At 68.5% G+C, this 14,343-nt stretch carries 14 protein-coding genes; 4 read left to right on the top strand and 10 right to left on the bottom strand.

Features of this window, described 5'->3' with window-relative positions; all coding sequences use genetic code 11:
* Positions 1-139 precede the first annotated feature (139 nt).
* Positions 140-1,477 (bottom strand): maltose ABC transporter substrate-binding protein, encoded by a 1,338-nt coding sequence (locus EDC82_RS11390; RefSeq protein ID WP_040014906.1) that lies wholly within the window; start codon positions 1,475-1,477, stop codon positions 140-142.
* A 328-nt stretch (positions 1,478-1,805) separates the two neighbouring features.
* Between EDC82_RS11390 and EDC82_RS11395 the strand changes: the two genes are divergently transcribed.
* From EDC82_RS11395 to EDC82_RS11410, 4 genes are all read left to right on the top strand, one after another.
* The gene (locus EDC82_RS11395) at positions 1,806-2,876 is read left to right on the top strand and encodes an ABC transporter ATP-binding protein (protein ID WP_006946417.1); all 1,071 of its coding nucleotides are present in this window, start codon (positions 1,806-1,808) and stop codon (positions 2,874-2,876) included.
* Between the two features lie 120 nt (positions 2,877-2,996).
* Positions 2,997-4,274 carry a DUF4032 domain-containing protein gene (locus EDC82_RS11400; protein ID WP_235006215.1) on the top strand — a complete coding sequence of 426 codons (1,278 nt, stop codon included), beginning with the start codon at positions 2,997-2,999 and terminating at the stop codon, positions 4,272-4,274.
* A gap of 50 nt (positions 4,275-4,324) precedes the next feature.
* Positions 4,325-5,107, top strand: coding sequence for an RDD family protein (locus EDC82_RS15180; RefSeq protein ID WP_062256407.1), 783 nt, complete (start codon positions 4,325-4,327; stop codon positions 5,105-5,107).
* 41 nt (positions 5,108-5,148) lie between these two features.
* A complete protein-coding gene (locus EDC82_RS11410) occupies positions 5,149-5,850 on the top strand; it encodes an RDD family protein (RefSeq protein ID WP_062256405.1) in 702 nt (233 codons plus the stop codon).
* Positions 5,851-5,948: 98 nt separating this feature from the next.
* Here EDC82_RS11410 and EDC82_RS11415 read toward each other — a convergent pair whose 3' ends face one another.
* From EDC82_RS11415 to EDC82_RS11455, 9 genes are all read right to left on the bottom strand, one after another.
* Entirely contained in the window at positions 5,949-6,473 is a 525-nt protein-coding gene (locus EDC82_RS11415; RefSeq protein ID WP_160126244.1) for a DUF4282 domain-containing protein, read from the bottom strand.
* An 85-nt stretch (positions 6,474-6,558) separates the two neighbouring features.
* The gene (gene rlmB, locus EDC82_RS11420; protein ID WP_062256400.1) at positions 6,559-7,533 is read right to left on the bottom strand and encodes a 23S rRNA (guanosine(2251)-2'-O)-methyltransferase RlmB; all 975 of its coding nucleotides are present in this window, start codon (positions 7,531-7,533) and stop codon (positions 6,559-6,561) included.
* On the bottom strand, positions 7,533-8,984 hold the full coding sequence (gene cysS / locus EDC82_RS11425) for a cysteine--tRNA ligase (RefSeq protein ID WP_038569313.1): 1,452 nt from the start codon (positions 8,982-8,984) through the stop codon (positions 7,533-7,535). The genes rlmB and cysS overlap by 1 nt, the downstream gene beginning before the upstream one ends.
* A gap of 86 nt (positions 8,985-9,070) precedes the next feature.
* Positions 9,071-10,435, bottom strand: coding sequence for an Ig-like domain-containing protein (locus tag EDC82_RS11430; protein ID WP_074040787.1), 1,365 nt, complete (start codon positions 10,433-10,435; stop codon positions 9,071-9,073).
* Positions 10,436-10,445: 10 nt separating this feature from the next.
* Positions 10,446-11,105 carry an MBL fold metallo-hydrolase gene (locus EDC82_RS11435; RefSeq protein ID WP_074040786.1) on the bottom strand — a complete coding sequence of 220 codons (660 nt, stop codon included), beginning with the start codon at positions 11,103-11,105 and terminating at the stop codon, positions 10,446-10,448.
* The gene (locus EDC82_RS11440) at positions 11,102-12,187 is read right to left on the bottom strand and encodes an S-(hydroxymethyl)mycothiol dehydrogenase (RefSeq protein WP_131941599.1); all 1,086 of its coding nucleotides are present in this window, start codon (positions 12,185-12,187) and stop codon (positions 11,102-11,104) included. Before EDC82_RS11440 ends, EDC82_RS11435 begins: the two co-directional genes overlap by 4 nt.
* A gap of 198 nt (positions 12,188-12,385) precedes the next feature.
* On the bottom strand, positions 12,386-12,916 hold the full coding sequence (ispF, locus tag EDC82_RS11445; RefSeq protein WP_074045662.1) for a 2-C-methyl-D-erythritol 2,4-cyclodiphosphate synthase: 531 nt from the start codon (positions 12,914-12,916) through the stop codon (positions 12,386-12,388).
* Positions 12,913-13,641 carry a 2-C-methyl-D-erythritol 4-phosphate cytidylyltransferase gene (gene ispD, locus EDC82_RS11450; protein ID WP_115297153.1) on the bottom strand — a complete coding sequence of 243 codons (729 nt, stop codon included), beginning with the start codon at positions 13,639-13,641 and terminating at the stop codon, positions 12,913-12,915. The genes ispF and ispD overlap by 4 nt, the downstream gene beginning before the upstream one ends.
* Positions 13,638-14,120: a CarD family transcriptional regulator gene (locus EDC82_RS11455; protein ID WP_006946459.1), complete on the bottom strand. Its 483-nt coding sequence runs from the start codon at positions 14,118-14,120 to the stop codon at positions 13,638-13,640. Before EDC82_RS11455 ends, ispD begins: the two co-directional genes overlap by 4 nt.
* Positions 14,121-14,343 lie beyond the last annotated feature (223 nt).

Here is a 14,343-nt window from a genome sequence, read left to right on the forward strand (position 1 = left end):
CACCGCACCAGCCTGGGGCGTGAGGCGCCTCGCGGGCGCCGTCAGGCCTGTCGTGATGGGCGTCGTCGTCGACGCTCGACGCGCCGTGAGCCGGCGACCGACGTGGTCACCGGCTCACGGGTGCGACGTGGGTGGATCGTCAGCTGCCGGCCTTGATGGCGGCCTCGATCTCCTTCTGCGCCGCATTGAAGCGGGCGTCGGGGGCTGCCTTGCCGGAGATGACGTCGGCCATCGCCTGACCCATCGGGCCCCAGACGGCATTCATCGCGGGGATGTTCGGCATGAGCTTCGCGCCCTTGCCGGCCTCGGCCCACTTCGCGACGTCGGGGTTGGACTTGATGACCTCGTCGTACGCCGCCGTCAGTGCCGGCGGACGCTTGCCGACCTCGAACAGCGCCTTCTGCGCGGCGGCGGTGGTGAGGAAGGACGCGGTGAACGTCTGAGCGACGGTCGCATTCTTCGCCTTCGAGCTGACGTAGAACATCTGCACGCCGAGGAACGGCGTCATCTTTCCGCCACCGGCGACGGTGGGCAGCGAGGAGACCTCGTACTTGATGCCGGCCTTGTCGAACGTCGGCAGCGACCACGGGCCGGTGACGATGTACGGCGCCTTCTTGTCGGCGAACAGGGCATCAGCGTTGGTCTTGTCGACGTTGGTCGACAGCACCTTCTTCTTGCCGAGCTCGGCGAGCAGGTTGGCGCCCTTGAGGCTCTCGGGCGAGTTGACGAGCAGCTTGCTCGCGTCGTAGTCGCCGTTGGCCTTCGTGCCGAAGATGCCGCCGCCGAAGCCGGTGAGGAACGGGATGCCGTGGTAGGCGTCGCCCTGCTTGCCCATCTCGAGGGAGAGGACGTTCGTCGCCTTCTTCTCGTCGACGACCTTCTGACCGGTGGAGACGAGCTCGTCGATCGTCTTCGGCGCGTCCTTGACCATGTCGGTGTTGCGCACGAGCGCCATGTTCTCGACGGCGTAGGGCACGCCGTAGGACTGGTTGTTGTACTTCGTCGCGGCGATGGCCTCCTTGTTGAAGCCGGAAGCGACGTTGGCGGGGATCTGCACGGGCGCGACGGAGCCGTTGGAGACGAGCTCACCCATCCAGTCGTGAGCGCCGACGATGACGTCCGGGGCCTGGCCCGCCTTGAAGGCCGTGCCGTAGTTGCCGCGCACGTCCGTCGAGACCTGGACGGAAACCTTGACGTCATTCTCGTCCGCGAACTGCTTCGCGAGCTTGGAGACGACGGGGGCCGCGGTGCCGTCAGCCCAGATGACGAGGTCGGCGTTGGCGTCGCGCTTCGGGTCCTTGGCGTTGACGTCACTGCCGGCGGCAGCACTGCCCGACGCCTTCGCGTCGCCGGACTTCGACGAAGCCGCAGAGGTGTCGCTCTTCGACGAGTCGGACGAGGACGAGCCGCCGCCGCACGCGGAGACGGAGAGGGCGAGGACGCCCGCGAATGCGACAGCCACACTGCGCTTGGTCATGAGTACTCCGATTGTTCAGGGCCACACCTCGAGTGTGGCCTGCTTCACAGCATGCAGCGTGTACTCAGGGTCTGCAAAGTTTTTCATGGTCACGATTTGATCAAGGAGCGTTGACCGGGTGATAGGCAGGGCCGAGCGAGCATGCAGATCGACCCACCTACCCCTCGAGACGGGACGCTCAGATGAGCACTACTGAAACAAATGTGCAGAAGGGCTGGTCAAGAGCCACTCCCATCAGGCATGCTGTGTGCGGCGTCACATCCGTGCGCCGCCCGTTCACAACGGATCGTCCGGCACGTTCCTGCCGGTGAGCGCTAAGGAAAACCCCATGGCAACCGTCACGTACGACAACGTCACCCTCACCTACCCCGGGGCCGATCGTCCCAGCGTCAGCGACCTCAACATCGAGATCGCCGACGGCGAGTTCCTCGTCCTCGTCGGCCCGTCGGGCTGCGGCAAGTCGACCTCGCTGCGCATGCTCGCCGGCCTGGAAGAGGTGACGAGCGGCCGCATCCTCATCGACGGACGCGACGTCACGGCGCTGTCGCCGAAGGATCGCGACGTCGCGATGGTGTTCCAGAACTACGCGCTCTACCCGCACATGAGCGTCGCTGACAACATGGGCTTCGCGCTCAAGATCGCCGGCGTCGACAAGGGCGAGATCCGCAAGCGCGTCGAGGAGGCCGCGCAGATCCTCGACCTCACGCAGTACCTCGAGCGCAAGCCGAAGGACCTGTCGGGTGGCCAGCGTCAGCGCGTCGCGATGGGTCGCGCAATCGTGCGTCAGCCGCAGGTGTTCCTCATGGACGAGCCACTGTCGAACCTCGACGCCAAGCTGCGCGTGCAGACGCGCACGCAGATCGCCGACCTGCAGCGTCGCCTCGGCGTGACGACCGTCTACGTCACCCACGATCAGGTCGAGGCCATGACGATGGGTGACCGCGTCGCTGTCCTCAAGGACGGTCTGCTGCAGCAGTGCGACACGCCACGCAACATGTACGACCACCCGAAGAACGTCTTCGTCGCGGGCTTCATCGGCAGCCCCGCGATGAACCTGTTCGAGGTGCCGGTCAAGGACAACAAGGTGCTGCTCGGTACCGCGTCGATTCCGCTGCCCGCGGACGCCCGCCCCGGTTCGAACCGTGTCACGCTCGGCATCCGCCCGGAGGACCTCGCGCCGTCCGACGCGGGTCTCGAGGTCGACGTCGTCATGGTCGAGGAGCTCGGCGCCGACGCGTACGTCTACGGCAAGACGACCGTTGAGGGCGAGGACCAGCAGGTCATGGCCCGCGTCGACGGCCGCCGCCCCCCGATGAAGGGCGACACGCTGTACTTCGCGCCGAAGACCGATCACATCCACCTCTTCGACGTCGAGACCGGCGAGCGCATCAACGACTGAACGCGCACCCGCGAGGGGCTGACATGACGATCGAGCGGACGATGGCGAGCGGACATCGTCCGCTCGACGCATCGACGGGTGGCCGACGCACCGTTTCGGGTGAAACACACCGTCACGCGGATGCAGGCAGCCGCCCCCGCGCGGTGGGAGGATGACGAGGTGGCACTCGACATCAAGGCAGCACGCCCCTACCCCGCGCTGTTCGCACTGCCGTGGAGCGTGCCCCTCGAGCAGTGGCCAGAGGATCAACTCGCGGCACTGCCGCGCGGCATCTCGCGTCACATCGTCCGCTTCGCGAAGGTCGACGGCCGCATCCTCGCCGTCAAGGAGATCAAGGCCGACATCGCGCTGCGCGAGTACGCGATGCTCAAGCAGCTGCGGCGCCTGCACCTGCCGTGCGTCGAGGCGATCGCCGTCGTCACCGGACGCACCGACGTGCACGGCGAACCGCTCGACGCGTGCCTGCTGACGCGGCACCTGCAGTTCTCGCTGCCGTACCGCGCGATGATCAGCCAGACGCTGCGCCCGGACGCGGCGACCCGCCTCATCGACGCCCTCGCGGTCCTGCTCGTCAAGGTGCACCTCGTCGGTTTCTGGTGGGGTGATGTGTCACTGTCGAACGCCCTGTTCCGTCGTGACGCGGGCGAGTTCGCCGCCTACCTCGTCGACGCGGAGACCGGTGAGCTGCGCGAGAAGCTGTCGAAGGGCCAGCGCGAGCACGACCTCGACATCGCGCAGGTCAACATCGCCGGGGAGCTGATGGATCTGCAGGCCGGCGGCATGGTGCCCGACGACATGGACCCCATCGAGGTGAGCAACACGATCGTCGAGCGCTATCACGAGCTGTGGGAGGCACTCACGCAGGCCGAGCGTTTCGACGCCTCGGACGCGTGGCGCGTCGAACAGCGCATCCGCTCGCTGAACGACCTCGGATTCGACGTCGGCGAGCTCGACATCACGACCGACATCGACGGCACGACGATGTCGATCAAGCCCCAGATCGTCGAGGCCGGCTACCACACGCGCCGCCTGCGTCACCTCACCGGTCTCGAGGTCGGCGAGAACCAGGCGCGACGACTGCTCAACGACCTCGTCAGCTTCACGGCGAGCAAGAACCGCCAGAGCGACGACGAACGCGCCGTCGCGCATGACTGGCTCGCGACGATCTACGAACCGATCACCCGCACGGTACCGCCGCAGTTGCGTCAGAAGCTCGAACCGGCCGAGATGTTCCACGAGGTGCTCGAGCACCGCTGGTACATGTCGGAGCGTCTGCAGCGTCACGTGACGATCGAGGAAGCCGTCGCCGACTACGTCGAGAACATCCTGCCGACGAAACCGGACGAGCAGAACGTCATCGCCCCCGACGCAACGCCCCTGCAGATGACCGCGCGCTGAGCGCGGCGCCCCGGTAACCTCGTGTGCGAAGGAACACAGGAGGGATCACCATGAGCAACAACACGAATGGATACGGCAGCCAGCCGTACGGTCAGAATCCGCACGACCCCGCCGCGCAGCCGGGCCAGTACGGCGGCGCGCCGCAGGGCCAGCCTGCTTATGGACAGCCGAGCCATGACCAGCAGGGTTACGGCCAGCCTCAGTACGTCCAGCCTGCCCAGCAGTACGGTGACGCGCAGTACGGCGCGCAGGGCCAGCAGTACGGCGGCGGCTACGGCCAGCCGGACGCCTACGGCGCACCGGGCTACGCCCAGCAGTACGGTCAGGGCGCGCCGAACATGCCGATCCTCGCGAGCTGGGGTTCGCGTGTCGGTGCGGCGTTGCTGGACTGGCTCATCACGATCCTGCCGACCATCATCTGCGTCGGCATCGCGCTCGGCACCGGAGATTTCCTCAAGGACGGCTGGGACGCGCCGGGCGCCGACCCCACCGATCCCTTCACGGACCGGGCCTGGGCGTTCATGGGCGCGGGCACGCTGCTCGGTCTGCTGTTCCGTCTCTGGAACGAGGGATACCTGCAGGGCAAGCGAGGCCAGAGCATCGGCAAGAAGGTGCTCAAGATCGGCGTCATCAACGAGCGGACCGGCCAGTACCTGGGTGTCGGCCGTGGTCTCGGCCGCCTCGCCGTCGACATCCTGATCTCGCTGCCGTCGCAGCTGATCCCGCTGCTGTTCTTCATCCCCCTGCTCAACTACCTGTGGCCGCTGTGGGACGACAAGAACCAGACGTGGCACGACAAGGCCGTCCACTCGCTCGTCGTCCGCACGGCCTGAGCGGCCCACCCGCCATCGGCGCCTGACGAGAAGGAACGGACATGAGCAACGGATACGACCCCTACGTTCCGCCGCCCGAGCACGGTGGCGCCCAGGGGTACGGCAGCGGCGCGCAGTCGCAGCCGGGCCCCCAGTATCAGCAGTACCAGGGCCAGCCGTACCAACCGCAGGGCTACCAGGGTGCGCCGCAGCCCGGCCAGCCGTACCAGAACCAGCCCTATCAGGGGCAGCAGTACGGTGCGCCCGCTCGACGGCTGGGGTCCGCGCCCTACGGTTCGTGGGGGTCGCGCGTGGGCGCCTACCTCATCGACAGCCTGCTGTCGGCCGTCCCGATGATCGTCATCTCCGGTCTCGGATTGTGGCTGGCGTTCAAGGACAGCTACTCGGTGGAAGACATCAACGGCAACTCGACGCTGCACAACGTCTCCGGCGGCGGTGTCGCGTTGGCGCTGCTCGGTCCGCTCGTCGCGTTGCTGTTCAACCTCTGGAACCGCGCCATCCGTCAGGGCAGGACGGGCCAGAGCCTCGGCAAGAAGATGCTGCACCTCAAGGTCGTCGACGAGCGCACGGGTCAGCCGACGGGCGCCGGTGTCGGCTTCGGGCGTTACCTGCTCGAAGCCGTCGCCGGCGGTATCAGCGGCGGACTCCTGCTCATCGTCGACCTGCTGTGGCCGCTGTGGGATGACACCAAGCAGACGCTGCACGACAAGATCGTCCACACGATCGTGGTGCGCGGCGACTGACGCCCGCCCCACCGCGGGCGAGCCTCGAGCTCGCCTGACGTGAAACGGCCCGGTTCCCCTCTCCGAGGGAACCGGGCCGTTTCACGTCAGGGCACGCGTCAGCGCAGACGCTGGTGGATGTCCTCGCTCATGCGAACGATCGCGACGTAGAACTCGAGCGTCATCCGGATGAAGACGAGGTACAGCAAGATGAGGACGGGGCCGATGATGAGAGCGAGCAAACCCGACGCCGCGTTGTCCGCGAAGCCGCCGATGACCATGAAGACCCACAACAGCCCCAGGGCGCCGACGGAGATGGCGTAGGCGAACTTGACGATCTTCGGCGTGATGAACGTCGAGAACGAGAAATCGAACAGCGCCTTGAAGAACCCGGCGCCCGACAGGGACTGATCAGCGGGCACCTGCTGCCCGTACGCCTGGGCGCCGGCCGTGGGGTTGGCCTGCGTCTGGTTGTCGTAGGACGTGTGGGCGCCGTACTGGTTCGACTGGCTCTGGTGCGGCTGACCGTACTGCCCGTACTGCCCCTGGTCACCGGTCTGGTCGTACTGGTTCGGCTGACCGTAGTGGCCGGGGTTCTGGCCGTCGCCGGGCTGGTATCCGTCGTAGGAGTCGTGGTTCGACATGGTGAAGGTCTCCCTCTCGTTCATTATGGTGCCTGGACGTACCACGATACGGGGCTGGGAGCCTCCCGCATCCGACCCCGGGGGCTCAGCGCGTCGAGCCCAGCCCGCGGTTGACGGCCACCTGATACAGCGTCACGGACGTCGCGATGCCGGCGTTGAGCGACTCGACCGCGGAGCTCATCGGCACCGAGACGAGCTGGTCGCACGTCTCGCTGACGAGACGCGACAGGCCCTTGCCCTCGGAGCCGACGACGACGACGAGCGGCCGGTCGGCGAGCTCGAGGCCGGGCAGGTCGACGTCACCGTCCATGTCGAGGCCGATGACGAAGAAGCCCGCCTTCTTGAACTCCTTGAGCGCGGCCGTCAGGTTGCTCGCCTGCGCGACGGGGATGCGTGCCGCGGCGCCCGCCGACGTCTTCCACGCCGACGCGGTCATGCCCGCGCTGCGACGCTGCGGGATGACGACGCCGTGGCCGCCGAACGCCGCCGTCGAACGCACGATGGCGCCGAGGTTGCGGGGATCGGTGATGCCGTCGAGCGCGACGACGAGCGGCGTGCCGGGCAGTTCGGGGTCGATGAGGTCGCTCGGGTGCGCGTACTCGTACGGCGGCACCTGCAGCGCGAGGCCCTGGTGCACCGCGCCGTCCGTGAGCCGATCAAGTTCACCGCGCGGCGTCTCGAGCATCGCGACGCCCTGCTCCTGCGCGATCTTGAGCGTCTCGCGCACGCGGTCGTCGGAGTCGATGCGGCTCGCAACGTACAGCGTCGCGGCAGGCACGCCGACACGCAACGCCTCGAGCACCGAGTTGCGCCCGGCGATGATCTCGCTCGACGTCCGGTCGCGGCGCGCACCGCTCGAACGTCGCGCGTTGGGCGCGTTCTTGGCGGCGCCGGAGCGCTGCGCCGACTTGTACGCCTTGTGGTTCGGGCGCTCCTCCGCGCGCGGCGTCGGGCCCTTGCCCTCGAGCCCGCGTCGGCGCTGACCGCCGCTGCCGGTCGTCGCGCCCTTCTTCGACGCTCCCTTGCGGATCGCACCGCGGCGCGATGAGTTGCCTGGCATCAGTCGTTGTCCTTTCGACCCGTACGCGCCACGCTCCAGCGGGCGCCGTCGGGGGTGTCTTCGACCACGACGCCGGCGTCGGCCAGCTGGTCGCGGATGATGTCTGCTGTCGCGAAGTCCTTCGCCGCACGTGCGGTCTTGCGTTGCTCGACGAGAGCGTCGACGAGCGCGCCGAGCGCACGCTTCGTCTCGTCACCGCCGGCCGATCCGTTGCCCGACCACTTCGGGTCGAGCGGGTTGACGCCGAGGACGTCGGTCATCGCGGCGACCTGCAGCGCGAGCTCTTCGACGCGCCGCACATCGGCCTCGTCGATGGCGGTGTTGCCCTCGCGGATGGCGTCGAAGCACGCTGCGAGCGCGCCGGAGACGTTGAGGTCGTCGTCCATCGTCGCGACGAACGCCTCGGGCAGTTCGACGTCGGCGAGGTCGGCGCTCGTCAGGACGGCGTCCTCGCCGAGGGCGCGACGCAGGAAGCCCTCGATGCGCTCGACGGCGGCATTCGCTTCCGCCAGCGAATCGGACGTGTACTCGATCGTCGAACGGTAGTGCACCGAGCCGAGGTAGTAGCGCAGCACGAGCGGACGCACCGTCTTCGTCAGCTCCGTGACGGACAGCGTGTTGCCGAGCGATTTGCTCATCTTCTCGCCGCTCAGCGTCACCCAGCCGTTGTGCATCCAGTAGCGCGCGAAACCGAGACCTGCGGCGCGTGACTGCGCCTGCTCGTTCTCGTGGTGCGGGAAGCGCAGGTCGATGCCGCCGCCGTGGATGTCGAACGTGTCACCGAGCCAACGACGCGCCATCGCGGAGCACTCGAGGTGCCAGCCGGGGCGCCCCTCACCCCACGGCGTCGGCCAGTTCGCGGACGCCGGCTCGTCGGCCTTGCGGCCCTTCCACAGCGCGAAGTCGCGGGGGTCGCGCTTCGCACGCGGGTCGGCGTCAGCGGCGTCTTCCATGTCGTCGAGCTTCTGCCGCGTCAGCGCGCCGTACTCGTCGAAGCTCTTGACGTCGAAGTAGACGTCGCCCGAACCGTCGGCTGCCGGGTAGGCATGGCCGCGTTCGATGAGCAGTTCCATGAGTTCGACCATGTCGGTGACGTGCCCTGTCGCGCGCGGCTCGTACGTCGGTCGCTGAACGCCGAGGATGTCGAGCGCGTCGCTCGTCTCACGTTCGTGAAGGTAGCTCCACGCGAACCAGGGCTCCCCCGCCTCCGCGGACTTGCGCAGGATCTTGTCGTCGATGTCGGTGACGTTGCGCACGAGCGTGACGTCGTAGCCGTGACCGCGCGTCAGCCAGTTGCGCAGCACGTCGAACGCGACGGCGAAGCGCAGGTGACCGATGTGCGGCGAACCCTGCGTCGTCAGCCCACAGATGTAGATGCCGACCTTGCCGGGCTCAACTGGTTCGAAGTCGCGCAGTTCGCGCGTGGCGGTGTCGAAGATCTGCAGGCTCACGCCGCACAGTCTATCGGCGACGCGCAGCCCTGACGCCCCGCCCGAGCGCCTGCCCACCATCGAGCGGCGCAGCGTCGATCAGTGGCTCAGGAGATCCACTGCTGCCAGGTGAGGTTCCAGTCGCCCTCGCCGTTCGTCACGGAGACGGGGTTGTTCGTGCCCTTGGAGACGAACAGGTTGCCGGGCAGCACCTTGTCGTAGAACCACTTCGCGTCGGCGGCCGACAGGTGGAAGCATCCGTGCGATGTGTCCGCCTTGCCGATGAGGTCGTCCCAGGGTGCGGCGTGCAGGTAGGTGCCCGATTCGGAGACCTGAACGGCGTTGTTGATCTGCTCGTCGTAGTAGTTCGCCTCGCCGGGCGTGCAGGAGATGCCGACGCTGCACGACGTCATGCGTACCGTCCGCTCCTTGCCCGTCACGACCATCTTGCCGGTGAGGCTCTCGAAGCCCTTCTTGCCACCACCCGACTTCATGACGCGGGTGACCTTGCCACCCTCGCTGACGGTGACCTCGTGCGTCGCGGGGTCGTACACCGCCTCGAGGTCGGAGGTGACGTCGAAGCCGACGTCACCGAGCGTGCCCGCGCCCCAGGTCTGGCCGATCGGCATGCCCTGGATCGAGCCGGTGACGGTGACGCTGTCGCCGACCGGCCACTTGTTCTTCGGGCGGTAGTCGAGGCGCGTCGGGCTGACCCAACGCCACGCGCCCTCCACGTTCGCCGTGTCCTTCACGGTGAACCGCTTGGCGACCTCGGCGCGCTGCGCCTGCGGCACGGCCTGGCTGAACGTCAGCACGACCGGCTGAGCGTTGCCGACGTTCGAGCGCTTGAACGGCGTGACGGCGTAGAGGCCGGTCGTGCTCGCACCGTTTGCGGCGGCGAGGAGGGTCCGCGAGTTCGTCGCGCTCTGCCCGTCCGAGGTCTCGGCCGTGGCCGTTACGGTGTACGAGCCGCTCTTGGTCAACAGGCCGGCCGGCGTCCAGGTGCCCGCGCTCGCGTCGTAGTTGCCCTCGACGCTCTTGCCCGCCGCGTCGGTGACGGTGACGTCCGTGACCTGTGCCGGGCTCGAATCGGCGCCCTTCGCACTCACCGTCACCGGCTGCGACAACCCCAGGGGCGAGCCCTGGGCGACGTTCGAGGCGATGGTGATGGTCGCCGCAGGCGCGGCACTCGACGAACTCGTCGACGACCCGGGCGATTCAGCGCCCGAGTGCGTTCCCGACGCCGAACCCCCAGCGCCCGACGACACGTTCGCCGCGGGCGCCGAGTGATTCGCGTCCGAGGAGCATCCGGCGCCGACGGCCCCCAGCGTGATGACGCCGACCAGGATCGCCCCGGTGTGCACGAGGCGACGATCGGGGCGGGTGTGGGCGAGGGGCAGACTCGATGGGCGACGCATCCTCCCAGTCTGCGCCACGTCCGTCGAACCACCGCGCAGGAACACGCGGGTCACCCTCGGATGCTCACTGCTCGGACCCAGCTCCGATCGTGGCGCCCTCGGCCGCGATGCTCGTCGCTTCACCGTGGCCCGTCAGGACGGTGGTGTGGCCCGGCAGCGTGAACAACGACGCGCGGATCGAGGCGAGCAGCGTGTCCTCGTCCGAGTACGACCGACCGGTCGCACCGGGGCCGCCCTGGAACAACGTGTCGCCCGTGAACACGACGTCGAGCGCCTCGAGGTACAGACAACACGCGCCCGGCGCATGCCCCGGGGTGTGGATGACGCGCAGGGTGGCCCCTGCGACCCGCAGCTCGTCCCCGTCGCTCAGCGACTCGTCGGGCGCCCAGTCGTACGTCATGTCCCACAGCACGCGGTCGCCCGGGTGCAGGTGGACGGGCGCACCTGTCGCGGCGCGCACGTCGGCGGCGGCCGTGATGTGGTCATTGTGGGCGTGCGTGCACACGATGGCAACGACCTCGCGGCCCGCGACGCCGTCGAGGATGGGCGCCGCCTCGTGAGCCGGGTCGACGACGATCACCTGCTCGTCGTCGCCGATGAGCCAGACGTTGTTGTCGACGTCCCACTTACCGCCGTCGAGCTCGAAGGTGCCGGAGGTGACGACGCGTTCGATGCGCAGACCGCCGTCGGCGACGACGACTTCCGGGCCCGCGGGGGCGCTCACAGTTCCACCACCGAACGCAGCACCGAACCCTCGTGCAGCTTCTCGAACGCCGACTCGACGGCGTCGATGCCGATGCGCTCGGTGACGAAGGCGTCGAGGTCGAAGCGGCCCTGCTTGTAGAGGGCCACGAGCGCCGGGAAGTCGCGCTCGGGCAGGCAGTCGCCGTACCAGCTCGACTTGAGCGCGCCACCGCGACCGAAGATCTCGATCATCGGCAGTTCGATCTTCAGATCGGGCGTCGGCACGCCGACCATGACGACGCGGCCGGCGAGGTCACGGGCGTAGAACGCCTGCTCGTACGTCTCGGGGCGTGCGACGGCGTCGATGACGACGTCGGCGCCGAACCCGCCGGTGAGTTCGCGGATCTTCTCGACGGCGTCGACGTTCTTCGAGTTGATCGTGTGGGTCGCGCCGAACTTCTTCGCCGTCTCGAGCTTCGCGTCGTCGATGTCGACGGCGATGATGCGCGCCGCACCGGCGATCTCGGCACCGGCGATGGCCGCGCACCCCACCCCACCGCAGCCGATGACGGCGACGGACTCACCGCGTTCGACCTGGCCGGTGTTGGCGGCCGCACCGAACCCGGCCATGACGCCACAGCCGAGCAGGCCGACCGCGGCTGCGTCGGACTCCTCGACCTTCGTGCACTGGCCGGCGGCGACGAGAGTCTTGTCGATGAACGCGCCGATCCCGAGAGCGGGCGTCAGCTCCGTGCCGTCCTCGGCCAGCGTCATCTTCTGCGTCGCGTTGGCCGTGTCGAAGCAGTACCAGGGCTGACCCTTCTTGCACGCACGGCACTCGCCGCACACGGCGCGCCAGTTGAGCACGACGAAGTCGCCGACCTCGACGTTCGTCACGCCCTCGCCGATCTTCTCGACGCGCCCGGCCGCCTCGTGGCCGAGCAGGAACGGGAACTCGTCGTTGATGCCGCCGTCGCGGTACGACAGGTCGGTGTGGCAGACGCCGCACGCCTCGACGTCGACGACCACCTCACCGGGGCCGGGGTCGGGCACGACGATGTCGACGAGCTCGACCGGGGCGTTCTTGCTGCGGGCGATGACGCCCTTGACCGTCTGGCACATATCGAAAGATCTCCTCGTGTGGAAGGTGGCTCGACGGGTCGGTGCACCGCTTCGAGGTGGCCTCGGCGCATGTGCCCGACTTTGGTTCCAATGTAGTGCCCGGCGCTGACAACCCCGTCATCACAAGGGTTTCAGCGCCCGAGGCGGGGAATCAGGAAACCGCCGTCACGGCGTGACACAGCTCGAACGGGTGACGCCTCAGGCGCGCGGCACGATGAGCGCGGTCGCGATGGCTGCGATTCCCTCGCCTCGGCCCGTCAGCCCGAGCCCGTCGCTCGTCGTGCCGCTGACCGAGACGACCGCGCCGCCGAGCGCATCCGAGAGCGCGGCCTGTGCCTCGTCGCGACGCGATCCGATCTTGGGGCGGTTTCCGACGATCTGCACGGCGACGTTGCCGATCTCGTACCCGGCCTCGCGCACGAGGCGCGCCGCCTCGGCGAGCAGCGTCGCGCCGCGGGCACCGGCGAGTTCGGGGCGGTCAACGCCGAAGTGCTGCCCCAGGTCGCCCAGCCCGGCAGCCGAGAAGAGCGCGTCGCACAGGGCGTGCGAGGCGACGTCGCCGTCCGAGTGACCTTCGATGCCACGCTCCCCCGGCCATGTCAGACCTGCGAGGGACAGCTCCCGCTCGTCGTCGGCGAGCGGGTGGATGTCGACACCGATCCCGGTGCGCGGCAACGACATCGACACCGGCGACGCAGGCTGATCGGACGATGAGACGGGGTGCGTCATGACTGACCTCTCGGGTGGGTGTCGGTGACCTCACCGGCGACGGCATCGTCCGCGGCGAGCAGGTGCTCGGCCAGCACCATGTCGAGCGGCGTCGTCACCTTGAGGGCGAGATCGTCACCGGCGACGACGACGACGTCCGCTCCTGCGAGCTCGACGAGCGCGGCGTCGTCGGTGGCGTCGGCGCCGCAGGCGTGGGCCGCGAGCAGCGCCGAGCGCCGAAAGCCCTGCGGTGTCTGGATCGCGCGCAACGCGGCGCGTGCGGGAGTCGAGGCGACGACCGTCTGTGCCTCCCGCGCCTCGACGAGCTTGATCGTGTCGACGACGGCGACGCCCGGCACGACCGCGTCAGCGCCGTCGTCGAGGGCCGCCAGCACCCGAGCCACGAGCGACGGCGGCGCAAGGCACCGCGCTGCGTCGTGGACGAGAACGGCGTCGCACGACGCATCGAGCGCGGCAAGGCCCGCCCGCACCGAGTCGCTGCGCTCCGCGCCGCCGCCGACGCGCGTGACGAGGGTGGGGTCGAACTCGGCGAGAGCCTCGTCGAAGTCGCTCTCGTGCGTCGCCGGAGTGACGACGACGACGTGCGACACGCCGCCCCCCGCGAGGATGCGGCGGACGGCGTGCGTCACGAGGGGAGCCCCCCTCAGCGTCACGAGCGCCTTGGGTCGGCCCGCCTTGAGACGGGTGCCGAGCCCGGCGGCGACGACGACGGCTCCGGCGTTCAGGACGCGAGGACCTCGTCGAGCGTGGCTTCGGCCTTGTCCTCGTTCGTGTGCTCGGCGAGCGCCAGCTCGGAGACGAGGATCTGGCGGGCCTTGGCGAGCATGCGCTTCTCGCCGGCGGACAGGCCGCGATCCTGGTCGCGGCGCCACAGGTCGCGCACGACCTCGGCGACCTTGATGACGTCACCGGAGGCGAGCTTCTCGAGATTTGCCTTGTACCGGCGCGACCAGTTGGTCGGCTCCTCGGTGTGCTCGGCGCGCAGCACCTCGAACACCTTCTCGAGGCCGGCCTTGTCGACCACGTCACGCACGCCGACGAGGTCGCAGTTCTCTGCAGGGACTTCGATGGTCAGGTCGCCCTGAGCCACGTTGAGCACGAGGTACTGCTTGTCCTCGCCCTTGATCTTGCGCACCTTGATCTCTTCGATCGTGGCGGCTCCATGGTGCGGGTAAACGACGGTCTCGCCGACTTTGAATTCCATGTGGTAATAGCCCCTTTCGCGACCCCAAGAATACCACGCAGCCGCGCCATTCCGGGCAAAACGACGGCGTCTCCAACCTCGCCACCGGCCCATAGCACACCCTGATGAGGCCCCCTCGCAGGTGCGTGCGGTGCGCGACACGCGGCGAACGGCGAAAAAGTTGTGTGTCGATTCGGTCACCTCTGCACCCGGTGCGCGCATGCGCGCGGCGGTGGCGATACTC

The organism is Dermacoccus sp. SAI-028, assembly GCF_004346775.1.
Taxonomy (GTDB): Bacteria; Actinomycetota; Actinomycetes; order Actinomycetales; family Dermatophilaceae; genus Dermacoccus; species Dermacoccus nishinomiyaensis.